The 25,467-nt window shown below is 43.1% G+C and carries 24 protein-coding genes; 10 read left to right on the forward strand and 14 right to left on the reverse strand.

From position 1 onward, the window contains the following. Positions 1-2 precede the first annotated feature (2 nt). On the forward strand, positions 3-452 hold the full coding sequence (locus NL647_RS21280; protein ID WP_009698695.1) for a beta-galactosidase subunit beta: 450 nt from the start codon (positions 3-5) through the stop codon (positions 450-452). A gap of 89 nt (positions 453-541) precedes the next feature. Then, positions 542-1,975, forward strand: a complete 1,434-nt coding sequence (locus tag NL647_RS21285) for an amino acid permease (protein WP_005449069.1) — start codon at positions 542-544, stop codon at positions 1,973-1,975. Positions 1,976-2,075: 100 nt separating this feature from the next. Here NL647_RS21285 and NL647_RS21290 read toward each other — a convergent pair whose 3' ends face one another. After that, complete coding sequence (locus NL647_RS21290) at positions 2,076-3,002, reverse strand: LysR family transcriptional regulator (RefSeq protein ID WP_050902524.1); 927 nt, start codon at positions 3,000-3,002, stop codon at positions 2,076-2,078. A gap of 112 nt (positions 3,003-3,114) precedes the next feature. Between NL647_RS21290 and chrA the strand changes: the two genes are divergently transcribed. The 5 genes from chrA to NL647_RS21315 all read left to right on the forward strand — a co-directional run bounded on the left by chrA (position 3,115) and on the right by NL647_RS21315 (position 8,246). After that, positions 3,115-4,254 (forward strand): chromate efflux transporter, encoded by a 1,140-nt coding sequence (gene chrA / locus NL647_RS21295; RefSeq protein WP_253650663.1) that lies wholly within the window; start codon positions 3,115-3,117, stop codon positions 4,252-4,254. A 209-nt stretch (positions 4,255-4,463) separates the two neighbouring features. Continuing rightward, positions 4,464-5,555, forward strand: a complete 1,092-nt coding sequence (locus tag NL647_RS21300; RefSeq protein WP_253650664.1) for a phosphatase PAP2 family protein — start codon at positions 4,464-4,466, stop codon at positions 5,553-5,555. Positions 5,556-5,796: 241 nt separating this feature from the next. Then, positions 5,797-6,252 (forward strand): TadE/TadG family type IV pilus assembly protein, encoded by a 456-nt coding sequence (locus tag NL647_RS21305; protein ID WP_033001634.1) that lies wholly within the window; start codon positions 5,797-5,799, stop codon positions 6,250-6,252. A gap of 49 nt (positions 6,253-6,301) precedes the next feature. After that, a complete protein-coding gene (locus tag NL647_RS21310) occupies positions 6,302-6,847 on the forward strand; it encodes a TadE/TadG family type IV pilus assembly protein (protein WP_029790398.1) in 546 nt (181 codons plus the stop codon). A gap of 10 nt (positions 6,848-6,857) precedes the next feature. Continuing rightward, positions 6,858-8,246 (forward strand): vWA domain-containing protein, encoded by a 1,389-nt coding sequence (locus tag NL647_RS21315; protein ID WP_029790397.1) that lies wholly within the window; start codon positions 6,858-6,860, stop codon positions 8,244-8,246. 153 nt (positions 8,247-8,399) lie between these two features. Here the strand turns inward: NL647_RS21315 and NL647_RS21320 are convergent, their stop codons facing one another. From NL647_RS21320 to NL647_RS21370, 11 genes are all read right to left on the reverse strand, one after another. After that, on the reverse strand, positions 8,400-9,413 hold the full coding sequence (locus NL647_RS21320; protein WP_050582053.1) for a lipopolysaccharide assembly protein LapB: 1,014 nt from the start codon (positions 9,411-9,413) through the stop codon (positions 8,400-8,402). Next, the gene (locus NL647_RS21325; protein ID WP_029790394.1) at positions 9,410-10,384 is read right to left on the reverse strand and encodes a type II secretion system F family protein; all 975 of its coding nucleotides are present in this window, start codon (positions 10,382-10,384) and stop codon (positions 9,410-9,412) included. The genes NL647_RS21320 and NL647_RS21325 overlap by 4 nt, the downstream gene beginning before the upstream one ends. A gap of 3 nt (positions 10,385-10,387) precedes the next feature. Further along, the gene (locus NL647_RS21330; RefSeq protein ID WP_029790393.1) at positions 10,388-11,350 is read right to left on the reverse strand and encodes a type II secretion system F family protein; all 963 of its coding nucleotides are present in this window, start codon (positions 11,348-11,350) and stop codon (positions 10,388-10,390) included. Positions 11,351-11,362: 12 nt separating this feature from the next. Then, complete coding sequence (locus NL647_RS21335) at positions 11,363-12,808, reverse strand: CpaF family protein (protein WP_029790392.1); 1,446 nt, start codon at positions 12,806-12,808, stop codon at positions 11,363-11,365. Positions 12,809-12,826: 18 nt separating this feature from the next. Then, positions 12,827-14,044: an AAA family ATPase gene (locus NL647_RS21340; RefSeq protein ID WP_029790391.1), complete on the reverse strand. Its 1,218-nt coding sequence runs from the start codon at positions 14,042-14,044 to the stop codon at positions 12,827-12,829. A gap of 96 nt (positions 14,045-14,140) precedes the next feature. Further along, positions 14,141-14,410, reverse strand: coding sequence for a hypothetical protein (locus tag NL647_RS21345; RefSeq protein ID WP_110415370.1), 270 nt, complete (start codon positions 14,408-14,410; stop codon positions 14,141-14,143). Beyond that, positions 14,400-15,854, reverse strand: a complete 1,455-nt coding sequence (locus NL647_RS21350) for a type II and III secretion system protein family protein (RefSeq protein WP_029790389.1) — start codon at positions 15,852-15,854, stop codon at positions 14,400-14,402. The genes NL647_RS21345 and NL647_RS21350 overlap by 11 nt, the downstream gene beginning before the upstream one ends. 7 nt (positions 15,855-15,861) lie before the next feature. Next, positions 15,862-16,608 (reverse strand): Flp pilus assembly protein CpaB, encoded by a 747-nt coding sequence (cpaB, locus tag NL647_RS21355; protein ID WP_029790388.1) that lies wholly within the window; start codon positions 16,606-16,608, stop codon positions 15,862-15,864. 15 nt (positions 16,609-16,623) lie between these two features. Continuing rightward, a complete protein-coding gene (locus NL647_RS21360) occupies positions 16,624-17,949 on the reverse strand; it encodes an AAA family ATPase (RefSeq protein ID WP_069687445.1) in 1,326 nt (441 codons plus the stop codon). Between the two features lie 43 nt (positions 17,950-17,992). After that, the gene (locus NL647_RS21365) at positions 17,993-18,535 is read right to left on the reverse strand and encodes a prepilin peptidase (RefSeq protein ID WP_038898347.1); all 543 of its coding nucleotides are present in this window, start codon (positions 18,533-18,535) and stop codon (positions 17,993-17,995) included. Positions 18,536-18,739: 204 nt separating this feature from the next. Continuing rightward, positions 18,740-18,928 (reverse strand): Flp family type IVb pilin, encoded by a 189-nt coding sequence (locus NL647_RS21370; protein WP_038898346.1) that lies wholly within the window; start codon positions 18,926-18,928, stop codon positions 18,740-18,742. Between the two features lie 314 nt (positions 18,929-19,242). Between NL647_RS21370 and NL647_RS21375 the strand changes: the two genes are divergently transcribed. Both NL647_RS21375 and NL647_RS21380 read left to right on the forward strand, forming a co-directional pair. Continuing rightward, a complete protein-coding gene (locus NL647_RS21375) occupies positions 19,243-19,968 on the forward strand; it encodes an AraC family transcriptional regulator (protein ID WP_029790384.1) in 726 nt (241 codons plus the stop codon). A 153-nt stretch (positions 19,969-20,121) separates the two neighbouring features. Then, positions 20,122-21,813 (forward strand): AMP-binding protein, encoded by a 1,692-nt coding sequence (locus NL647_RS21380; protein WP_253650665.1) that lies wholly within the window; start codon positions 20,122-20,124, stop codon positions 21,811-21,813. Positions 21,814-21,887: 74 nt separating this feature from the next. Here the strand turns inward: NL647_RS21380 and NL647_RS21385 are convergent, their stop codons facing one another. After that, on the reverse strand, positions 21,888-22,097 hold the full coding sequence (locus NL647_RS21385; RefSeq protein ID WP_009698710.1) for a DUF1127 domain-containing protein: 210 nt from the start codon (positions 22,095-22,097) through the stop codon (positions 21,888-21,890). A gap of 99 nt (positions 22,098-22,196) precedes the next feature. Between NL647_RS21385 and NL647_RS21390 the strand changes: the two genes are divergently transcribed. Further along, entirely contained in the window at positions 22,197-23,126 is a 930-nt protein-coding gene (locus NL647_RS21390) for a LysR substrate-binding domain-containing protein (protein WP_029790383.1), read from the forward strand. Between the two features lie 120 nt (positions 23,127-23,246). Here NL647_RS21390 and fusA read toward each other — a convergent pair whose 3' ends face one another. Next, entirely contained in the window at positions 23,247-25,337 is a 2,091-nt protein-coding gene (gene fusA / locus NL647_RS21395; RefSeq protein ID WP_005449112.1) for an elongation factor G, read from the reverse strand. Positions 25,338-25,467 lie beyond the last annotated feature (130 nt).

Raw genomic sequence — 25,467 nt, forward strand, 5'->3', positions numbered from 1 at the left:
CCATGATCGTGTTAGACAACTTAGACCAATTCAAAGTCGTGTACCGCAATGGGCGTAAATGGCAGCGCTGTGTCGAGGCAATTGAGAACACCGTAAACCTTAAAGATGGCGTGATGTATTCCATCGGAGACTCCTTGGTTTACATGATTCAAGACGGCACAAAACAAACTGAAATGTTTGAAGGCAACCGCCGCTACTTCGACGTGCATTACTACCTTGAAGGTCGCGAAACGGTGGAGTTCGCAGACAAGAAAAACCTACAACCTGAGCAAGCTTACCAAGATGAAACTGACCGCGAGTTCCTTTCCGGTCAAGGGGATACTCGTGAGCTTTGTGAGGGTCAAGTAGCAATTTTCGATAACACCAAAGCCTACCGCTTCCACGGTGATAACCGCGTTAGAAAGGTCGTGCTGAAAGTCACTATCGAAGATGGCTACTTCTTAAATAAATAACAAAAGCAAAGAACAAGAGAAGGGCTGCGCTCACAGCAATGCAAGCCCTTCCTCCCTACAATTCCAACGTGATTCATCGGAGATAGAAAATGTCTGAATCCAAACGTAATACGATAGGCAAATTCGGGTTGTTGTCCCTTACCTTTGCCGCGGTCTTTAGCTTCAACAACGTAATTAATAACAACATTGAGATCGGTCTTGCTTCAGCGCCAATGTTCTTCTTGGCAACCATTTTTTACTTTATTCCTTTCTGTTTGATCATCGCAGAGTTTGTATCGTTAAACAAAGACTCGGAAGCCGGTGTATATGCATGGGTAAAAAGCTCACTTGGCGGACGTTGGGCGTTTATCTCTGCCTACACCTACTGGTTTGTTAACCTATTTTTCTTCACGTCATTGCTGCCACGCGTTATTGCTTATGCGTCATACGCGTTCCTTGGCTATGAATACATTCTGACCCCACTCACCACAACAGCACTGAGTATGATTCTGTTTGCGTTCGCAACTTACGTATCAACTAACGGCGCGAAGATGTTGGGTCCAATTACCTCAGTCACTTCTTCTTTGATGCTGCTACTGACTATGTCGTACATCCTACTTGCTGGCGCTGCATTAGTCGGTGGCGTTCAACCTGCAGACCCAATCACAGTAGAAGCTATGGTGCCAGACTTTAGCTGGGCATTCCTCGGCATTACCACTTGGATCTTTATGGCTGCAGGCGGTGCTGAATCGGTGGCGGTTTACGTAAACGACGTGAAAGGCGGCTCAAAGTCTTTTGTTAAAGTGATCATCGTTGCAGGTATCTTCATCGGCGTACTTTACTGTGTCGCTTCAGTGCTGATTAACGTGTTCGTACCTAGCGAAACACTTAAATACACGGGTGGTTCTGTACAAGTATTTGAAGGTTTAGCGGCGCACTTCGGCTTGCCTGAAATATTGATGAACCGCTTTGTAGGCTTAGTGTCGTTTACCGCGATGTTCGGCTCTCTGCTAATGTGGACAGCGACACCAGTGAAAATCTTCTTCTCTGAAATTCCAGAAGGTATCTTTGGTAAGAAAACCGTAGAGCTAAATGAAAACGGCGTGCCTGCTCGTGCGGCTTGGTACCAATTCCTTATCGTTATTCCACTGATGATCATCCCGACTTTGGGCTCGAACACAGCGCAAGATCTGATGAACACGGTCATCAACATGACGGCTGCGGCTTCAATGTTGCCACCACTGTTTATCATGTTGGCTTACCTAAACCTACGCCTAAAACTGGACCATCTAGAACGTGATTTCAAAATGGGCTCTCGTATGACAGGTATCGCTGCGGTTTCTGTGCTTATCGTTATCTTTACTGTGGGCTTCCTAGCGTCAACCTTCCCAACTGGCGCAGACATCATGACGATTATTTTCTACAACGTTGGTGGCATTGTGATTTTCCTTGGCTTTGCTTGGTGGAAGTACAGCCAATACGAAAAATCACTCGACCAAGAAGAGCGCGCCAAAGAAGCAGCGCCAGCAACTCAAGCAATGTAAGCCTTACACATAACGCTTGATAGCACCTGACCACATTCGTCAGACCAAGGGCACCCATCGGTGCCCTTTTTTATACCCAAGTAACCTCGAAATGCTAGGTTCAGCGAGAGTGCGTTGAAGTAACGATATCTGCCACCAGCTGACGTAGCCACATCCCTTTGTCTTCATTGTTACGACTGGTGTGCCACAGCATAGCAATATCAAAATCGGCGACGGCGATCGGTGGCTGCACTGACACTAAGCCATCTGAAAATCCGTCTGCTGATGCCATTTTTTCCGGCACAATGGCAATCAAATTACGTTGTTTAAGCAGATTACGGATCGTCAAGAAGTTACGAGAAGCCACTGTTACCTTGCGGCTTAAACCATGTTCCGCGAGTTTTTTGTCTACCTGGGTACTTAAACTGCCATCCGGGCTCACCAAGGCTTGTTCAATATTGGCAAATGCTTCAATCGATAATTCAGTCTCACCGTTTAAAACCTGCTTATCGCATAGGCACACATGCTTTTCAGTGTAGAGATATTGGCTATCAAAGTTGTCATCGAGTACGGGCATGCTACCAAGAATGACATCGAGCTTGTCGTGTTCAGTAATCGCGACATAGTTGCTACGATTAACATTGATAAAGCTGATTTGCGCTTCCGGCGCGCGCTTGCGGATTTCATCATAAAGCAGAGGGGCGAAGATGAACTCAGCATAATCGGTAAGACCAATGCGACACACGCCAGTGTAGTTTTCTGGCTGAAACTCGGACTTAGTCAGCAAGTCTTTGGCAATGGAATCCAGTAGATGATGCACTGTTGGCGCAATATGATGCGCGTGCTCAGTCGGATCCATTTTATGTCCTTTACGCTCAAACAGAGGGTCATCAAACAGCACACGCAAACGCGATAAGCTGTGGCTCATGGCGGACTGACTGACAAAACTCTTCTCGGCAGCCAAACTCACACTGCGATAGCGATACAGATAAGAGAAGGTCACCAACAGATTCAAATCGATGTTACGCCACTGAATATCATCTTTCACAAATCACCCAATCCCATTTCATTCATAGATGAAATTAAAACTATTAATTTGAGTCATCTTAGTACATTTCATACAGTAACTGGAGTGTTATTGGAGATTTAACAGGCTCAATATGTTTACCATTTTTAAAACCTTTTTTTGGCTCGGTTGGATCAGTTTCGGTGGTCCTGCTGCACACATCGGTTACTTCCGCCAAACGTTCGTAGAAAAACTCAAGTGGATTGATGATAGCGAATACGCACAAATCGTGGCGTTGAGCCAATTTTTACCGGGACCAGGGTCAAGCCAAGTTGGCTTTGCATTAGGTTACAAACGCGGAGGTCTGGGCGGCGCTTGTATGGCATTTCTTGGATTCACGCTGCCTTCGGTGATCATCATGTTGGCACTTGCAATGGTGAGCAGCCAAATCACGGATACGGCACTGTTCCAAAACATCGTACACGGCTTGAAGTTACTGGCTGTTGTGGTGGTCGCCGATGCGACATGGGGAATGTACAAAAATTTCTGCCAAAGCAAACTAACAGCGGGATTGTGTGTAGCAACCGCAATAGCGCTATTAGTTGCACCTAGCATCATGACACAAATGTTGGTCTTAGTAGTGGCAGGTTTGATTGGTACTCAATACCTAAAGAAAGAATCGACCACACCAGCAGAGCCGTTCAAACCAACTATCGCTCCACTCGCTCTGTTTGCCGTACTTCTTGTTGGCTTGCCTTTGGTGGCTCACGCTCTACCGATGCTGGGGTTATTTAGCGACTTCTTCCAAGTCGGCAGTTTAGTGTTTGGTGGTGGTCACGTGGTTCTTCCATTGCTGCAAAATATTGTTGGCGATCAGCTCAGCCAAGATGCGTTCCTAACGGGCTACGCAGCAGCACAAGCTGTACCTGGACCGATGTTTACCTTCGCAACTTACATTGGCTATGAGCTATCGGATACACCAATTCTAGGGGCGCTAGTTGCAACACTTGGTGTCTTTCTTCCGGGCTTTTTGCTGTTACTTGGCGTGCTGAAAAACTGGCAAGCTCTAGCTGGCAAACCTGCGGTATCTGGCGCAATTAATGGCGTGAATGCCTCAGTAGTTGGTTTACTCTTAGCGGCACTTTACCAACCAGTATTCACTAGTGCTGTGATTGCTCCGATTGATATCGCGCTGATCATTGCAGGTTTCTACCTACATAAAAAGCTCAATCTATCTGTACTTTGGATGATCGTATTCTTTGTCGCAGCAGGCATTGTGACCGGCATGATGTAGATAGTGGCACAGAGCACTGCATGCGCAGTGCTTTTTCATCCCTACTCTGGCATTACCGCATTAACATAACCTATTAATTTTATTTAAAAACTTCCATTTTCATTACTATTTAAATTTTCCTCATCAAACTTTAATCTTCATTAATCAAATTACCACCTCTAACTACGACTATACTCAATAGCAACGTTTTCATACTAGGTTAATAATATATGGAAAATGAGTGTGTAAAGTCTGAGGTTAATTTATCTACAAAATTACATCGTTTCTTGAAAGAGATTCAATCTGATCTTAAAGATGACAAGCTCATCTATTACTTTATTATTCTCTCTTCAGTCATTACCTATATTATTTCTTTTTTTTCTCCAGGTGGAATAACATTTTCTTTTTTTACCTATTTGGGAATATTGGGTATTTCCATGTTTGTTTTTTTAAATGCATGGGGAATATATTATTACTTCTATCTTTTATTCAAGCTAGAGCCTCACCCGTTAAAGGCATTTTTTTACAAAGCTAAAAGTTCGTTAACACCAATAAATAGACCATTATATATACTTTTCTTGATCATTGCTGTTCATGTAACTTTCTCTTCTTTCACTTATTTGAAGTCTATTATCCCTTTTCTGCATGCTTTCAAATATGATGAACTCTTTGCAGATATAGATCGTTTATTACATTTTGGCATAGACCCTTGGATCATAACGCATACTATATTTAGTAGTCCGTGGATGAGTCTAATTATTAATATTTTTTATAACCTTTGGTTTTTCTACTTTCTTGGTGTTCTTATTTATTTTATCTGTTCTCAGTCAAACCCTAAGATTAGGCTCCAGTTCATTCTTTCTTTTTTGTCTTGCTGGATGATATTTGGCGCTTTATTAGCAACCTTACTTTCCTCTGCTGGTCCATGCTTCTATGAAGCATTACTAGATGATGCACGATATGGTTTATTGATGGATAGGTTACACTCTCAAAATGATTATATATTGAAATACATCGACATGCCCCTGTGGGCTCTAGGAACTCAAGATTCGCTTTGGAATGATTATGTAAACAATGAAAGTGGTGTAGGTTCTGGAATATCTGCAATGCCAAGTATGCATGTCTCTATTGCAACGGTTTCCGCCCTAGCACTATATCAGGTAAAAAAAACAGTCGGACTATTTGCTTGGATATTCACTGCTATTATTCAAATCGGGTCTATACACCTTGCATGGCATTATGCTATCGATGGTTATGTAAGTATTGTCATAACCATATTACTTTGGAAATTAGTCGGAAGATATTTAAAAATGACTAAATAACCCATGTAAAAATACAATAATTCTCACTTTTGATACTGAGACCATTAATAAATAAACCATTGATTAAACTACTTATTCAAATTCGAAAAGTCATTAATCTACTGCTATACCTAAGTATGGGACAAATATTATTATCGCGTTAGAACTATCTATTTGATTTTAGGTGATTTTGATTCACCTTTCGCCAAATTTTTACATCTGGCGCTGTAATACCGGAAAGTTAAGGGTAAGGGGCACAGTTATGGTGGTAAGAAAGATACGCCAGATCGGCACCGCTTTAATTGAATTCACGATAGTAGCCTTCTTTTACATGATCATTTTCTTCACTATTGTCGATTTCGGAGTGTTTGGTTACGTCAAGTTGACAATGCAACATGCAGTTAGAGAAGGTGCTCGGTATGCGATCACTGGGCGGACTGACTTAGATCCGAATAACAGTAGCGACCGTAGCGCAGCCGTTATTGCAAAAATTGATAATGCATCCGACGGTCTTTTATCCCGAGTCACCAACACCAGCAACATTCGCGTCGAAGACATCGATGGAAACAGTGTTGCTGGATTTGGACAACCAAGACAGCTCATTTCCATTCATCTGGATTGTGAGTGGCCAAGCTTCAGCCCTTTCATTCGACCATTTGTCCAAAATGGTCATTACAAGTTCACCGTAAGCTCAGCAATGAAAAACGAGGCATTCTAGCACGCCTTTTCTGCTAAACAGCAGTTCTAGAATGAACAAGGATAAGAACATGTTCAAAGCACGACGAAAACAAGCCAAAGGATTCGCATCGATAGAAATGGTCATCATTGCACCTTTGATGCTCATTGTTGCGATGGGTATATTTGAGTTAACTCAGCTACTTCAAGCCAACAGTATTGTGGTTAATGTAAGCCGAGAAGGAGCAAGTCTGATCTCCCGTAGCAGTACGGAAACCCCACAAGAGGTAATGGATGTTGTCGCCTCAACGTCCTCACCGATAGATCTCTCCACTAAAGGAGCAATCTACATCAGCCTTGTTGTTGGGAGACAAAACCAATCTCCCTACCTCTCACGACAAATTCGTTGGAATCAATCTGGTCTTACAATTGCCAGCCAAGTATGGTCAAGTTGCGGCTCATGGCAGAGTAACGGTGAGTGCAATCTTGGAAGTCCAAAACCAGCATTATCAAATTTTCCGATAGCACTAGACGATAGTGAGATTGTTTATGTCGTTGAAGTTTTTTACGACTACGACCCCGTTTCTACATTTGTTTTTGACAGCAGCTTCACCATAGGTGAAGTCACTTATTTGTGAGGTAGTCGCTATGATGAATGTCACAAAAAACCACCGCAAGTCTAAAGGGCTAGTAATTTGGCTAACCGTCATCGCCCTTCCTTTCTTTTTAATGATTACCGGTCTAGCACTAGATTCTGGTCGAGCCTATTTAGTAAAAGCCAAACTCTTCGCCGCTTTAGATGCGGCCGGTATTGCTGCAGCTCGAGCGGTGGCAAATGGGGAATCTGCCGCGAGAGCAGCGGCAAACAAATATTTCTCTGCCAACATTCCAACCAACTACCTCGACAGCAATCCATCATTAGGTCAGATTAATTTTTCCACAGATGCATTTGGCAATGTTTCCATCAATCTGAACGCGTCGGCTAGCTTAGTGAATCCATTCTTGAGTGTGTTTGGTTATAGCAATTGGGACGTGAGTGCTGAGGCTCAAACCATTCGCAGACCGGTTGATTTAGTCTTGGTTGTAGACAACACAACCTCACTACGTTCTGGTTCGATAGGCGATGTAACTCAAGATGTGATTGATCGGTCTAAGTCGTTCGTAAAAAACTTCAACGAAAACTTCGACCGAGTTTCTATCGTGAAGTACGCATACGGCGCGGAAACTCCAGTGACGTTTAACAGCACCAGAGGGCATTCACGACAAGCTTTGATAAGTGCCATTGATAGTTTTACGTTTGGCTCTTTCTCTTCTCCACAATACACGAATGCCTCTGAAGGTCTGTATCGCGCTCTTGATGGGATACGCAATGTTTCCAACCCTGCCAACTTAAAGGTGATAGTGTTCTTTACTGATGGGGCACCAAACACGTTCTCAAGCCGTTTCCGGTTTGTTGGTGAAACGGGCTGGCATAGAGGCTCTATTCGCTCGGGGGATAGTACGTCAAACGGGACCCCTAGAGGACTTTGGCGACATAACCGAGTGAATACGACGGCATCTAACGGTGATTATCATGGCTCGAATATTGACGATAAATTAAGACGCTTCCCCGACTACTATAATACCCATAGCGTTAATGCCTCGGAGTTCAGAGTACTTAACCCAACTCATCCTGTACGTCCTGTCGCTCAGTACAATCCAAATTCTCATACTGCGGCTCAACTTTATCAGCGGGTCAATCGTATTTCCCGCAACTTAGTCGAAGATATGGCGGAAAAAGCCAGACAAGAAGACATCTACGTGTTTACCCTAGGTCTAGGTTCGTCTCTCACCAGTTTTTCTGGTCCCGATATGGAGAAAGGGGAAGACCTATTGTTACGTATGGCAAATGATCCGAGTATGCTCAGTCGCCCAAGCCTTTCTAGCGACTTTAAGCCAACACAACTGCAAGGTGTGTACTGTCACGCGGTTGATGAGGAAGCATTAGGTCCTTGTTTCGACCAGATGCTGGATGTCATTATTCGCCTAACACTGTAGAGTCTGACAACCCGAGCGCGGATGAATGTATAGGTAACTGCCGTTCTAACTGACTTTGCACAAATAGCTTCTAGGAAGCATAAAAAAACAACTCACCAATGAGTTGTTTTTTATGTTCATAATCCAAAAGTAGGATAAATCAAAAATAGCGACTTACCACGCCGCTGGTTTATCTTTCTTTCTCACTTCAGTTAATGCTCGAGCAAGGTTTTCGTTCGCTACTTTGTAATAGGATGGTTTCTTGTCAATCGCTTGCTGAAGGTACGGAATGGCTTCATCAGGTTTACCTTGAAGCATTAAGAAATAACCGACATTATTGAGTGCTTCAGCATCTGACATTTGACGCTTGAAAAGGCTCAATGCACGCTGGCTTTCTCCCCTTGCAAGATAAATCAATGCCAGATTATTAATTGCTCGCTCATTGTCTGGGTCATATTGAAGAGCCGTAGCGGTCACACGTTTTGCACTTGCATAATCACCACTCATGTAACGTGAATAGCCCATATTAACTAACCCTTTAATTGAGGTTGGATTAGCTTCTAAACATTTCTTGAAAAACTCTTGCGCAATATCGTGCTTTCTTTTGACATCAGAAAAGACCCCTAGCCCCATATAAGCAACAGCAGGCGAGCTACTATCAATGGCAAGCGACCGTATCGTCTCAATGCTATTGGAATCACTCACAGTGGTGCTAGAGTTCAATCGTTTTTGGTCTTGATTTATCGCTTGGACAAAATACTTCTTCGCATCGTTCATTCTTCCTTGCTTCGAATACAGCAGCCCCAACTCTGCCATGGCAGCTGCATTTTCAGGATTGTTTTCAATTGACGCGAGAAACGCCTTTTCTGCCAGTTGATCATTTTGACGCGCTACGTGTATTTGCCCTATCGTCATGAGTGTTTTGTCATGGTACTGCTTTTCTGGATAACTCAACGACCGAATGTATTCGTACAGTGCAAGGTCTAAATTCTGCTCTCGTAGTGCAACATCACCTCGCATAATAGCTTCTTTCTCGGTTGATGGCGGTGCATCACTGGACAAGCTATCTATTGGCTTGCCCGAATACAGCGCAGCATTGAAATCATCGCTTGGCTCTGGTGAGCTCGTACATCCGACGGTCGCTAACGATATGCACAGAGTTAGGGTCGTAAGTTTTAGGTTATTCATAGACTTGCTCCTGGTGCAGACAGTGCATCAAGGACAATCAAGATGCCTGGTCCTAGTGCAACAATGAAAAAACATGGCCAAATAAACAGCAACATTGGGAACAGCATTTTTGTAGGAATCTTAGCGGCAATTTCTTCTGCTGCTTGTTGTCGTTTATCTCTAAAATCGTCGGTATAGGAACGTAAGGTCTCCCCCAAACTACCACCGATTTTAGCCGCGTGGGTTAACACAGAGACCAAACCAGACAGCTCCACCAGCCCAGTTCTAGAAACTAACTGAGCGAGGGCATCTGGCATCGTGACCCCTGCTTGTATTTTGGTACACACGGTATCGAGCTCATCTGCAAATTCCGGATGAGAAACGTACAACTCCCTTGTTACCCTGTTTAATGCTGCGTTAAAACCCAAACCTGATTCTGTACATACAACCAACAGGTCTAAAGCATCTGGTACACCATTGCGTATTTTTCTCTGACGCTCCTTTTTCATATGCTCTAACAATATGTTCGGTAAGAAAACGCCAATAAACACAGCGGTAATAATGAACAAGTTCTGAAACGAACCACCAATATCTAAATAGTAAATGCCAAACGCAATGATCAAACCAAGCAAAGCAGAAAGTCCTTTCAGTGCGTAAAACACTGACAAGGCACTCTTATTATGAAATCCAGCATGCATCAATTTCTGTATGTAGGTTTCTTTCTCCTTTTCACTACCCTGAGCAATGTAAGGGCTGAGTGAATCTAACGTGTGAGCAAACTTAGCCGCTGTTGTGTCTTTGCCAGTATTGCCTGAAGTATTAATATCTCGAACACGCTTATCTAACGGAGAACGAAGACCAAAAACAATAAAACCTACAGTGAACGTAAACGCCATTGTGGTTAGCAGAACAAGCCCATAAAACAGATATTGAGCATTAGTATCGAAGTTCAATATCATATTTTGCCAATATGTTAGGTTCAAATATTCCATAATTTATATCTCGATACTGACAATTTTCTTTATCCAAACCGCACCAATTGCAAGTAGGATCACGCCGATGCTGATCATGTTTAAACCCCGAGGATCGGCATACAAAGGTTCGATATATTCTGGGTTAAAAATCTTCAGACCTAAGAACAAAATAAAGGGAGATAAGGTGAGTATCCATGCGGATAAACGACTCTCTGCAGACAAGGTTTTTATTTTTCGTTCTAGCTTAAATCTTGCTCGTAGCACTTGAGATACATTTTGCAGGTTCTCTGTTAGATTCCCCCCAGTCTCTTTTTGCAATAACACGGCACTAGAAAAAGCCAGCATGGAGATCGTTGGCACTCGTTCCGCCATCTGTAAAATCGCTAAACGCAGGTCATAACCAAAATTAAGCAAGTTGTACGTGTTTTGAAATTCGATACTGATAGGTGGTGACATCTCTTCTCCAACTTCTCGAAATGCTTTAACGAGAGGCTGTCCACCTTGTAACGAACGGCGAATAATATCCAAAGCTTCCGGTAACTGCTCTTCAAAAAGGGCTAATCGCTTTTCAACTCTTCTTTGTACGTAAAAGTAAGCACCAGACATAGATAGGAAGAAAAGCGCAACGCAGATATACCATTCCTGTTTGAGCATGATGCCAACAAGGGAAAAGGCGAAGCCCACTAATACAACGGTCATCAAAAAACTTGCGACGCCAACCTTCAAACCTGCTAGTTCAATGACTCTTCTTATATCGGCGAAGAAGGAAAAACGAACTAAGAATTGATCCGTTGGGGAGAGCTCTTTTCGGTAGTGTTCTTTAAGTAAAGATAAACTTTGTTCATCTACATTTCGGTTCTGCTTGAGCCGGTTAGACAGCTCTCGGTGCTTACTTTTCTTACCTACAACAGGAAGCAGTAATGCTTGAGAAATCAGTAATACCGCAGCAAAGAGCAAGATGAGTGAAATCGTAACTTCATCCATGATAGATCTCCTCTAGCTATGCTCATCGGTAAAGAGTTCAAACGGTAAGTTAAACCCTCTTTTTGCTAGAGCATCATGTGCTTGTGGAACCACTCCTGTGGCAACAAAGTGTCCAAGCACATTACCTTCACTATCAAGCCCCTGACGCTCAAACTTAAAGATTTCTGACATGGTGATCACTTCTCCTTCCATGCCGTTGATCTCTTGCACACTCACCATGCGACGTCGACCATCTTCTTGTCTTTCCATTTGAATGACCAAGTGAATCGCGGAGGCAATCTGCGAGCGGATATTCTTTGTCGAGATATTCCAACCAGCCATTGAGAACATATTCTCAATTCGACTTAATGCATCTCTTGGTGAGTTAGCATGTATGGTCGTCAGTGAGCCGTCATGACCTGTATTCATTGCAGCTAACATATCCACGGCTTCACTACCACGAACCTCACCAACTACAATTCTATCTGGGCGCATACGCAGGGAGTTTTTCACTAGCTCACGCTGCCCTATCTCGCCTTTTCCTTCTAGGTTTGCAGGTCGAGTTTCTAGACGAATAACATGAGGTTGTTGAAGTTGAAGCTCGGCGGAATCTTCAATTGTGATGATACGTTCATCTCTTGGGATGTAACCAGATAGGATGTTTAAGGTTGTGGTTTTACCTGAACCTGTACCACCAGAAATAAGAATGTTCAGTTCGCCTTCTACCGCTGCCTCAACAAATGTCGCCATTTGCGGTGAGAGCGTGCCAAAGTCTAAAAAGTTCGACATTTTGAGTCGTTCAACGGCAAAGCGTCGAATAGACACGGAGGGACCATCAAGCGCCAAAGGAGGGATAATGGCATTGACGCGAGAGCCATCAAGTAAGCGCGCATCAACCATAGGGGAAGATTCATCGATTCGGCGCCCTACTTGGCTCACAATCCTATCAATGATGTTCCGCAGATGGCGATCATCAAGAAATGTGTAGGGGGTCTTCTCAAGTTTCCCCCTACGCTCTACAAAAACATTCTTGGCTCCATTAACCAAAATATCAGAAACCGTGTCATCACTGAGTAGAGGCTCCAAAGGGCCTAAGCCAAATACTTCGTCTTCAATTTGTTTTATAACTCGCTTTCGACCTTCAGCGCTGAGCGCTTGTGAAGGATCATCATTCATCATTTGAAGAATGGCTTCATGCAAATCTTTCTTCGCCTGTTCCTGACCTAAATTCGAGAGCAATCCCAAGTCCAATGTTTCTAACAGTTGTTTGTGGTAATAGTGCTTAACCGCTAGCTCTTGTTCCAAGGCTCGTTTTGCCTCTTCAATGGCTTGTTCTTTAGCTTGCTGGGCTTCAAGCTTCTTATCAACACTCGCAGTCTCCTGAGAAGGTTCAACCCCTTCTAGTGCTTTCGTTTTGTCGTCCTCTAAATTCGCTTTATGCTCGAAGTCAGGGTTTAAATTTTTACGTTTAAAGAACATCGTTATCTCCCAAGTTCCCTATGAAAACAGCTTGCTAAACCAGCCTTTTTCCACTTTTTCAGGGGGTACGATTTTGTGAGAAAAGTCGATAATGGAGCGGGTAATAAAGCTTCTTTTTTTAGTACTCACAAATGGCTTGCCTAAATTGGCGCTGTCGATTGCCACTTTAAAATCATTTGGTACCAGATGAAGCTGCTGCCCTTTGAGTGCATGTTCGATGTCTCCGATCTTGATGCTTTGTCTTTTTTCATATCGATTGACGATCACTTCGATGATCTCTTTTTGCAATCCATACTCAAAAGCGAGGGAGTTCAGTAATCTTGCACTGTTTCTTACCGACACTAAATTTTGTTGAGCAACCAAAAAAACGCGCGTCGCAGGAGCAATGGTCGATGCAAACACATGGTCAACTCCTCGCGACAGATCAATAATGGTGTAAGGATAAAAACGCCTTAATATCGGTAATAACCGACCTATTCTTTTTGCCTGCTCAAAATCATCAGCTAAATTTTCATGCTTAAAGCTGAGTATATGTAAGCCAGATTCATGTTTATGAACGAGAGAACCGAGAGACACCTCATCGAGGTCTTTCGATATCGCGATGGCATCCGAAATGCTGTAGGCAGGCTGAACATTTAAATAGTCAGGAATGACACCAAACTGCAGATCGATATCGAGCAGCAAAACTTTATTTTGGTGGTAACTGGCAAGTTCAATTGCAGAATTAAGCGCCAGCGTTGTCGCCCCCATACCACCTTTCGAATTGATAAAAAGAAACAACTCCCCAAAAGACAAGCTGTCCAATTTCTGGGTTGCCGTTTTCTCTAGCATCGGCATCATGCCCGAGATGGTAATCTCCCGAGACAGAAAATCACTGGCGCCGATACGCAGAGCAGTTCTGAGCATCTCGCTATCACCTTCATCACCAAAAACGATTAATGATGATTCGTGCTCACCCCAAGAGAAGTTGTATTGCTGCATCTCTTGCATCTTTTGCGCCCAACCATCACCAGCTTCGACGAAGATAAGATCTGGTGCAGCAAGGTTGTGTAAAAAGGTTTCGCTAACGTTATTCAAAGAGCAAAAGTCGAGATGTAAGTTACGGCATTTAGCGAGTTCAGACTTCATATGAAGATGAAATGCTTCACTCGAATACACTACCCACACTTTCAAATTTGTCTTCAATCTATTGATTGTTGGCTCACTTTCCGGCTGCATAAAAACGGTTTCACCCATAACTCACCCTTCCATACTGGTGCGTATGCTTCATAAAAAATCACGACGTCTTTGCTTGTTCTTTTTATTCGATTAGTACGCTCTACCGTCACTCGTTTAATTAAACTCCTCAAGCACTTTGCTTGAGCGTGTAGATAGATCATCCGTATCCTTGCCAACATATTGGTCGTAAGACTGCTGCATCTTTTCACCAACACCTTCAGGTACGAGCCCCATGTTTTCTTGCGTCGCTGAAGGGTTATAAGTTTGCAATGTTCTTAGATTGGTTACCGACTCTCCGAGAGGTTCGCTATGGCTGCATCCTGATAAAACTAATATCGCAGTGACAAACACTGGCGCAATCCATCTTGTTGTTTTATAAGTCATGTCCAAATACCCCCTCACTGCCGCCATCAACTTGAATGACCACGCTATCCTCTTCTTGACGCTGAATAGACTCTGATTGTGGTAAGTCTAGATAAGCCCCTCGTCCTAATAAGTAGTACTCGAAGTCATTCGGAGTAACGAATGCATCGGTTGGTAAAGTGACACGCTCTCTATCTATTGGAGTGGCAAGGCGAGGTGTAACAAGGATTACGAGTTCGGTTTCACCAGAGACAAACTCTTGACTGTTAAACAATTGACCCAGTACCGGAATGTCTCCAAATCCCGGCATCTTATTACTGATATCTCGAGCGTTTTCACTTAATAGACCCGCAATCCCAATAGTTTGTCCGTCGGCAAGCTCAAGTGTCGATGATGCACTACGTCGGGTAATTGGAGGGATAAAATAGGTCGCGTTGGTTTCAGTAGGATCAATAGTCAATGAACTGCCGTTTGCAATCTCACTGACATCAACAGCCATGTTTAAATTGATTTTTTTGTCGCTAAGAACGGTAGGAATGAACTTCAAACCAACACCATATTCTTTGTACTCAATGACGATACCGTCATCGTCAGGAACAGGAATTGGGAACTCCCCACCAGCGAGAAACTCGGCTTTGGAACCACTCAGTGCAGTGAGGTTAGGTTCTGCCAATACTTTCGCCACACCGTTTTGTTTTGCTATATCTAGTGCAAAAGAAAACAAGGTATTTCCATCAATAAACGAGCCTAACAGCCCATAATCGCTCGCAACGGGAATATCAAAGATAGGCGTTCCATTGAATACACCACCAGGTCCGGCAGTCGCTCCCCAAGAGAAATTAGAGCCCGATGTCTGGAAGAAATGGAAGTTAGCATCAAATTTCTTTACTAAGCTTCTTTGAACTTCGGCAACAGTAACCTCTAGCATCACTTGCTGCGCACCACCAATCGCCATCAGGTTGATAACACCAGTATCTTCTACAACTTCATTCGATGAGCCTTTTTCCTTATCAACGGATCGCCCACCCGAATAACTTTCAGCAATCCTCATCGCGGTGTTCATTCTGGCTTGATTACTGACTAAGCCACTTAAAACAACGCGATTTTGAGCGCTATGGACTTCGATTTTTTCATCAGGAAGAAACTCGTAAAGTTTGGCTTTTAAACTGTTTAAATCATGAGTTACTTCAACATTAATGGATTCAATCAATTGTCCTCTGGAATCCCACGCCATAAGATTTGTAGCGCCAAGTTTTTTACCAATCAAAAACACTTCGTTCGAGCGAAGCATGACGATATCAAGTACCTCAGGATCGCCCAAAGATACTTTTCTTGCCTTACCAGACAGGACAACGTGTGTGGATTTGTGATGAGGTACAACGACGGTTTTTCCTGTCGGTGCAGCTCCATATGCCCCAAATGAGAAACAACATAAGGCAATCAAATACGTTATTATTTTGTTCATATTAACCTCAATTGCTCACTCTAATATTAGACGTTTCCGTACCTCTAATGATGGTTACGCTCGGTTTTGGAACATAACGGCGCACTTTCTTGTCCACAGCATGTGGATTTCTCAACGCCAATTGCAGTCCACCTTTTGATTGAGCCGTCATCAGTTTTTCAGCCTCTTTTGGGCTAACTTCTAGCGTGACAGCACGAACAATGACTGGAGAGTTTTCTTCTGAACGAGAAGTTTGGTCTACCGCAAGCACCCTAATGTTCTTAAGCACTGTAGACGTGTTAACAATATTTTTTTGGTACTGGATCGTATTTAAAATATCGACCTTATTCCCAGGCAATAGAAAACCGGCAACACCAATAACATCATCTACCCTGATAGTAACTGCTCGTTTGTCTTCTGGGATTAGCGAAGCCAATGTGACGCCCTCTCCGGGCAATGTGAACCTGAGACGGTGAACCACCTCATCTTCGTAAATCGTATTCGCAACAACTTGTCCTACTAGCTCACTTTTATCTGTGTAGTTGTTTTCGTTTATCCAATCTTTTTCCATCAGTTTTAGAGTTAAGTCTTTGTCTTGGACGACAGTACCTGCGGGAATTTCAGTCGCCGCCACGACAACAGGATGACGCTCAATTTCTTCAATCTGAACGGTTGGCTTTTGATTTGCTTCAAGCCACTGTTTGGCAAAAAAGACCGCCCCCAACCCAAATATCACTGACAAAATAAGTAGTAAAAACACCTGTTTACTTCCCATTTTCCTTGTCCTCTATTAATCCTCGGTAAAATACACCTTCCACGCCCTCTCCAATATTTCTGACGTTATAATTGGTGAATATTCCTCAAATTTGATCATATCTTGGCTGATTCCCACCAGGTCTTTCGGTAAACAGGGATAAAACGCAACCTTATTTTTTTGATGTAGATTTAGTACCGTATCTAAAGCATCACTCTCTAATCCTAATGCTTTCTGTTTTGCTGTTTTCAACCACAATTCTTGATATTCATCTTTAAGAATAGGATCGAATTTAATTTTGTACCCAAGCCTTCTTAGAAAGGCAGGGTCGCTTATTTTCTCTGGCGTAAAGTTAGTAGAAAATGCCAGATTTAAAATAAATGGCGCAGTAATTTGTTGACCGTTTGGCAATGAAAATTGGTCGAAAAAATATTCCATTGGCACAATCCAACGATTAAGTAGCGCATCCACTGGAACAGGCTGTCGTCCTAGGTCATCAATCACCAAAATACCGTTATTCGCCATCATCTGCAGTGGCGCCAACCAAACTCTGTTGTGCTCTGAATGGTTCACTTCCAACATATCCAGAGTAAGTTCGCCTCCGACTTGAATATTTGGACGTTCACACAACACCCAGCGATTGTCATATTGCTTTTTATATAGAAATTCTGCTTCTTCAAAATGCCCTTCAACTTTGACATGATGCTGAGGCGAGAACACTTTGATCACATTACCTAAAGCATATACCGCAAAAGGAATATAGACTGAGGTATTTAATGCATTGATAATCTTAGAAGCGACAAACGTTTTACCCGTACCAGCTTCTCCATATAGCAACATTGCACGACCAGAGTTAATAGCGGGTCCCAGCAAAGGCACTAAACGGTCTGCACCATATACATCACTGAGTGCGCTCTCTACCGCTTGCCTAGAGATCGCTTTCGATCGTAAGTCTTGCGCCTCGACGATTTCACAATAGTGCGCAAGAGACACTGGCACAGGTCCAAGATAAGGGTCTTTCACAAAAGCAATTTCTGCTGCCTTTCGTCCTTTCTCAGACAACGAATAACGAATGTGATTGTGAGAAATGCTGGCTTGAAAGCCATGTTCACTAGGTTGAAAAACTTCGATCTCTGAGCGAGCTCTCAACGTTGCAAGAACTGTTTCAACAACGCCTATGACAACCCCTAAAAGCTTAGACAATTCAAGCAAATCAGATTTGGGATAGGCTGCCAAATGTTTTAATACCAGGTTTTCTACAACGGCCTCAGGCACGCCTAAAGCGTCACACGAGGTTGGTACAGGAATAGGGTCAATGTGAGGGGTCAAGTCTCCAGAATGCAGTTTTTTTCGAATATCCATGGAGATCCCTCGAATAAAATAGATTAATCCAGACTGTTAATCTTTAATGAAAGTAACTAAACATAGCGAGTCCAATAACCACTGATGGAGCAAAAGGCATTGTTAAATTATTCTTGTATCTCACGTGGGTATGAAGGTTAGTAGATCCTTTCTCTTTTTGACTTTCTATTCCTCTCAGTATCCATCGATTAAAAAAGTAGTTTTTTGCCAAAAAACTCACTTGCTCTCCGCTTTGAGAAATACTGTAGAAAAGATATAACGATCCGACTATCCCACCAGCAACAACAATATATACACTGGATTCAACAAGATTACCCCAACCAACATATGCACCAACAACAAATAAAAGTTTTACGTCGCCCGCAGACATCGCTCTGAGAAAAAATAAAATTAACCCAAAAACAAAAAGGGCAATCGCACCATACATTGAATACAATATTTCGTTGTAATCAATTGGTGGAATCAAGAGTTTAACAACAAGAAATAGAAGCAAAAGAATGAGTAGGTTATTATGTATTCTATGCCATCGTATATCATTGATAGCAATCATAATCATAACAACCCAAAAAGGAGCATAAATATCCATACTTTTGCTCTATCCCCTCTTTATATCATTGATATTATTGAGCCGACTGTATTAGCTAAATCCACCCACAAGCTTGCGAAAGCAACACTTAGGAAGAAAACTAATAAAGCTGCCCCAATTATATATTCAACAACAGTCAAACCTTTCTGTTTATAGTAGTGTGAATTAGCCACAACTAGTTTCTTGGTCAATGGTTTAATATTTCTACGGAGCTGAGCTCGAAGAGATAGCACTTACAATATTGCCAAGCTTGGTGCTCAATGTACTACTAATGCCCCCGAAAATAGTCGATAAACCGAATACAAGCATCGCCGCGCCGATTACGTATTCGATAACAGTTAAACCTTCTTCATCTTTCAAAAAAGCTTTGCAGCTATCTACAAATTTGCTCATGACAATCACTCCCTTGTCTTAACTTGATAAACAGGTCAATTACCTGTCCTTTAAAACTTAGAGGGCGATTTTCATTGTGGGTAGGACTTTTTTGCCAAGCACTAGCACTTTCTTGCTAGAGACGCCTACAAAGTGCATGTGTAGCAAATTTGAGACAAACCAAGCAAGATATGTGACACCTTTCACACTTGAAGTCTATTTATATAAGCCTAAGCTTAATAAACGAAAGGTTGAGTTTTTTGATCTCAGGAATAGAGATCTAATTTTAGTTTTACGGCTCAAATTGTATAAAGTTCACAATTCATGGAATCATTATGGAAGAACAGGTTAAGGCATACTGGCTCGGTAAAACTGTTGAATCTCTCCCGAGCACTTTTCGCTCAGAGCTTCTAACCTTTTTCTCTGTTATCGAAAGTTATAACGACATTTCAATCCTAAGCGACAAAGAGTTCACCCACTTCTTTTACTATGCTGAGCCAAAGCATGAGCATTTACATAAGAGCATAATTACTCTTTGCGAGAACCTTGATAAAAAGTTACTCGTGATCCACGACAAGACCAATCCCATCACTCTCCCACCTGAACACATTACAGCTGAGTACTATCACGTTGAATCAAATAATGCTTCAGAATGGTTGTCACAGATAAAGCTCAGATACTTTTCCACCACCATGTCTAGTGAAGCAGTACTTTCAGGTGATTTAGTATTAAAGAAAAATGGCAAGCCTAACTTTTCTGATGTAGTTAGCTATATCGCGAACAATGCACACAAAGATCTAAGAGAGGAAGAAGCCGCAGCACTTTGCCATTATTCCCCGAATTACTTTTCTAAACTCTTTCACCGAAAAGTTGGAATGTGTTTTCGCGATTACATCACGGAAAAGCGCATCTCTCTTGCCAAGAAAATGCTTACAGAAGAAGACTCAATGAAAATTGCCTATATTGCGTATCAATGCGGTTACCGTGACGTCTCGTATTTTTCTCGCATCTTCAAAAAGAAAACCGGACTTTCACCCGCAAGCTATCGGCAACAGTTTTAAAGAATGACGACTTGGGCAACTTTGCCTTCTCTAACGCAACCTTTCCCACAGATTTCATCAAAATGCATTCCCGTATAATGATTTAACATGCTAAAGTTAACAATGTTTTAACAACTATAAATACAAACGAGAGAAGACATGGAGTCATCTACAATGAATCAGCCTAACCTAGAACAGACCGCTGGTTGCGCTCTCCCGCCGCCAAATGAAATGATCCTTAAATGGGCAGAGGAACGCCCAAATGAGGTTTACTTAAAACAAATCATTAATCGACAGTTTGTTGAATTTACTTATGCCGAGGTCGCCGATAAGGCGCTTAAATTTGTTACCGCTCTGCGCAACTTGGGGGTTCAACCCGGTGAAAAAGTCGCATTGGTTTCGAAGAACTGTGCCGAATGGTTTATCTGCGATTTAGCCATGATGCTTGGCGACTACGTGAGTGTGCCAATTTTCCCGACAGCTGGCGCTGACACCATTGAGTACTGTGTTACCCACAGCGAAAGTAAAGCACTGATTGGAGGTAAGTTAGATGATCCAGCGGCAACGCAACAAGTGATCGATTCAATGCCAGATTTAATTAGCATTGCACTTCCTTACGATACTGCGCCGAAATGCCAATATCAGTTTACTGAGATTATTGCCGACGTAGAGCCAAGCGCAGAGCGTCCACAACACCATGATGACAAGCTTATGTCTCTCGTGTACACCTCAGGTACGTCAGGGCTGCCGAAAGGGGCAATGCTGACATACGGCGCGTTCAGTTGGTCTGTTCAACAACTGATCAATCACATTGGCATCCAAGAAAACGATCGATTGTTCTCTTATTTACCACTCGCTCATATCACAGAACGAGTTTACATCTTCGGTTCATCGATTATGGGTGGCGTAACGACGGCTTTCCCTGAGTCACTCGATACTTTCATTGAAGATGTCAAAATGCATCGCCCGACACTCTTCATCTCTGTACCGCGATTGTGGACGCTGTTCCAGCAACGTATTCAAGACAAACTTCCTCAGAAAAAGCTCAATATTCTGCTGAAGATCCCATTCGTTAATTCACTGATTAAGAAGAAATTGGCGGATGGTCTCGGCTTAGATCAAGCCCGCGTCCTTGGTTGTGGTTCTGCCCCAGTGTCGCCAGCACTGCTTGAGTGGTACCGCAGTGTTGGTCTAAACATCACTGAAGCTTGGGGGATGACAGAGTCTTTCGCCTACAGCACACTAAACTACCCATTCCGCGCCGATAAGATTGGCTCTGTGGGCAATGCCGGACCAGGTATTGAACTTAAGATCGCTGACGATGATGAGATCATGGTTCGCGGCAAAGGGCTGTTCTCTGGCTACTACAAAAATGACATCGCGACACAAGAGTCGTTTGACTCAGAAGGATGGCTTCACACTGGTGACATCGGTTCAATAGATGCGGATGGTTACCTCACCATTCAAGGTCGTAAAAAAGACACCTTCAAAACTGCCAAAGGTAAGTTTGTTGCTCCGGTTCCTATCGAGAAGAAACTGTTTGAGTATAGCCGCGTCGAAATGATGTGTTTGATCGGCTTAGGCTTGCCAGCACCCATTTTATTAGTTGTGCCACATGACTTCCCGAACTTTGATAAAGAACGTTACGCCCGCACCACACGCAAGGTTGTCGCTCGCATGAACCAAGAACTTGAATCGCACGAGCAAATCAAAGGGGTGTTGATGATCCAAGACCCGTGGAGTATTGAAAACGGCATTCTAACACCGACCTTGAAGATCAAACGCCACGTTCTTGAGCAGAAATATCATGAAATCGGACACAACTGGCCAAAAGGCGAACTGGTTGTATGGGAAGAAGATTTATAATCTCTTACTCACACTCCGAGAACCAACAATTCAAACGCTCCCATAAAGGGAGCGTTTTTCATTTTCGACGATGATCAATCACGCCAAAATGGTTTCTGAATTTCCTTTTGGACTTCAGTTTCGTTGTAGCCGATATCATCCAAAAGGTGGTGAGGTAACTCAGACAAATGACGGCGTGTACGGTAGTTTTTTCTCCATACGGCTAATTTAGAAAAGATATACTGAACTAAGCTCTTGCGTGGCTTCGATGCTAAGTGACCACAGGTTTGCGTTGCATTGTTCATATACCCTCCTTGATTCATTCACATTGACCACTTAATAATCAGTGACTACCCTGTTATTCTCAAACGATAGAATCTGACATTGAGTTAAGGAAAACTAATGTGAAAGAACGCATGCCTCCGCTACAAGGGCTGTATTATTTCTACATCGCGGCAAAGGAAGGCAGTTTTAAAGCGGCTGCCAAATACTTATTTGTCACACCAGCAGCGATTAGCCAACAGATACGTCAATTGGAAGAATTTCTGGGTACCGACTTGTTTGTGCGCCAACATCGAAAGATACTGCTCACCGCAGAAGGCGACTTGCTGTTTGCCCAAGCCGAACGAGGTTTCAATCACCTCCAACAGGGTGTGCGATTAATTAACCAAGATCCCAACCCAAATCATCTCTCCATCTCAACACTGCCTTCTTTTGCTCATCATTGGTTAGTACCAAGGATTGCTGCATTTCGACAACGACATCCAGATATCTCGCTACTCATGGAGCCAACGAATGAACTGGTTTCATTTCAAGATAGCCAGATAGATCTCTGTGTCCGTTATGGTCATGGATACTACCCGAATCTGGAATCACAATGGCTGATGGATGAAGTCTTCTACCCTGCCTGCCATCCCATCTACCAAAAAGAGCATGGTATCTACAGCGTCCAAGATTTAAATAAAGCAGAGTTGATCGAAGATTTATGGCCGGACTTAGACTGGAATATGTGGCTCAACACATTAGGTCATAAAGCGGCAAAACCAACGCTCAAGTACAGTGGCTCGCATTTGGTTTTAGAAGGTGCTCTTTCGTTGCAAGGCGTAGCGTTGGTCAAGCACAGCTTGGCTTATCGATACATCCAAGAAGGAAAACTGGTAAGAATTGGTGACATAGGCATTCAGCCTAAGTATGCCTATTACCTTTGCGCGCCGACAGGATATTTGAAGCGTCAAAAAACACAGTTATTTAGTCAATGGATAAAAGAAGAGATTGCTGAATTTGAACGCAGTACCGTTCGAGACTTTGAAACGATTCAATTAAAAGAAGAATGAAGTAAGCAATAAATTTTGGAAAACATCAGCTCCGTTCAGATAGACAAGTAAACAGATGCTAGATAGTAAAAAGCCCCGCACTAGGCGGGGCTTTGATGTCTTACAGAGTTAACTTAAGAATTACTTCTTAGCGTTACGCTCTTTAACGTCAGCAATTACTTGCTCAGCAACGTTGTTTGGACATGGCGAGTAGTGTGAGAACTCCATAGAGAACTGACCACGGCCAGAAGTCATAGTACGTAGAGTACCGATGTAACCGAACATTTCTGATAGAGGTACATCACCCTTGATACGTACGCCAGTAGTACCAGCTTGTTGGTCTTTGATCATACCACGACGACGGTTAAGGTCACCGATTACGTCACCAACGTGATCTTCTGGAGTGAACACGTCAACTTTCATGATTGGCTCAAGAAGTTGCGCGCCAGCTTTAGGCATAGACTGACGGAATGCGCCTTTAGCAGCGATTTCGTAAGCGATAGCTGAAGAGTCAACTGCGTGGAAGCCACCGTCGAATAGTTCAACTTCTACGTCTAGAGTTGGGAAGCCAGCTAGAACACCGTGTTCCATCATGCTAGCGAAGCCTTTCTCTACTGCAGGCCAGAATTCTTTAGGTACGTTACCACCAACAACTGTTGATTTGAACGTGAAGCCTGAACCAGTTTCGCCTGGTTTGATACGGTAGTCGATCTTACCGAACTGACCAGAACCACCAGACTGCTTCTTGTGCGTGTAGCTGTCTTCGATTGCTTGAGTGATTGTTTCACGGTAAGCAACTTGAGGAGCACCTACTTCTAGCTCAACGCCGTAAGTACGTTTTAGGATATCTACTTTGATATCTAGGTGAAGTTCACCCATACCACGTAGGATAGTTTCGCCAGATTCTTCATCAGTCTCTACTTGGAATGATGGATCTTCTGCAACCATCTTACCGATCGCGATACCCATCTTCTCGCTGCCGCCTTTATCTTTAGGCTTAACTGCGATAGAGATTACTGGATCTGGGAAGATCATTGGTTCTAGAGTACATTCGTGCTTAGGATCACATAGAGTGTGACCAGTTTGAACGTTCTTCATACCAACTACAGCGATGATGTCACCAGCTTGAGCTGAATCGATTTCGTTACGCTCGTCTGCGTGCATCTCAACCATACGGCCGATACGCTCAGTTTTACCAGTTGCAGAGTTAAGGATTGTGTCACCCTTCTTCATGCGGCCTGAGTAAACGCGGATAAACGTTAGAGCACCGAAGCGGTCGTCCATGATCTTGAACGCAAGCGCTTTTAGTGGCTCGTCTGCAGATACTTTTGCTACTTCGCCAGTTGGCTCACCAGTTTCTGAATCTGTTAGAGGCTGTGGATCAACTTCTGTTGGTGATGGTAGGTAATCTACTACCGCGTCAAGAATAAGTTGGATACCTTTGTTCTTGTACGCTGAACCACAGTAAGTTGGGAAGAATGCTAGGTCACGTGTACCTTTACGGATACAACGTTTGATGTCTTCTAGAGATGGCTCTTCGCCTTCTTCTAGGTAAGCCATCATTAGATCTTCGTCTTGCTCTAGAGCAGTTTCGATTAGCATTTCACGGTATTCAGCCGCTTTCTCAACTAGATCAGCAGGGATGTCTTGAACTTCGTAGTTCTCTGGCTGGCCAGACTCGTCCCATACGTAAGCTTGTTGGCTTAGTACGTCAACAACACCTACGAAATCTTCTTCGATACCGATAGGTAGAGTCATTACTAGTGGAGTAGCACCTAGAACGTTTTGTACTTGGTCAACAACTTTGTAGAAGTCTGCGCCCATACGGTCTAGTTTGTTAACGAAGATCAGACGAGATACGTGTGATTCGTCAGCGTAACGCCAGTTAGTTTCTGACTGAGGCTCAACACCACCAGAACCACAGAATACACCGATACCACCGTCAAGTACTTTTAGAGAACGGTAAACTTCGATAGTGAAGTCAACGTGTCCAGGAGTATCGATGATGTTTAGACGGTGATCGTTCCAGAAACAAGTTGTTGCTGCAGACTGGATTGTGATACCACGCTCAGCTTCCTGCTCCATGAAGTCAGTAGTAGTTGAACCGTCGTGAGTGTCACCGATCTTATGGATCTTACCAGTTAGCTTTAGGATACGCTCTGTAGAGGTAGTTTTACCCGCGTCTACGTGAGCAAAAATACCAATGTTTCTGTATTTTGATAAATCAGTCATTGTCTTACTCTGTTAATAAGGTATAAAGTGCGCGCAGAGTATATCACATTCTGTCAATACTGATACCCTTGCGTGCGGATGGAAGAAAAAAAATTTTAACGTCGATTTTCCGTCCTCAAATAATAGTCAA

The organism is Vibrio sp. Y29_XK_CS5 (genome assembly GCF_024181835.1).
GTDB classification, from domain to species: Bacteria; Pseudomonadota; Gammaproteobacteria; order Enterobacterales; family Vibrionaceae; genus Vibrio; species Vibrio harveyi.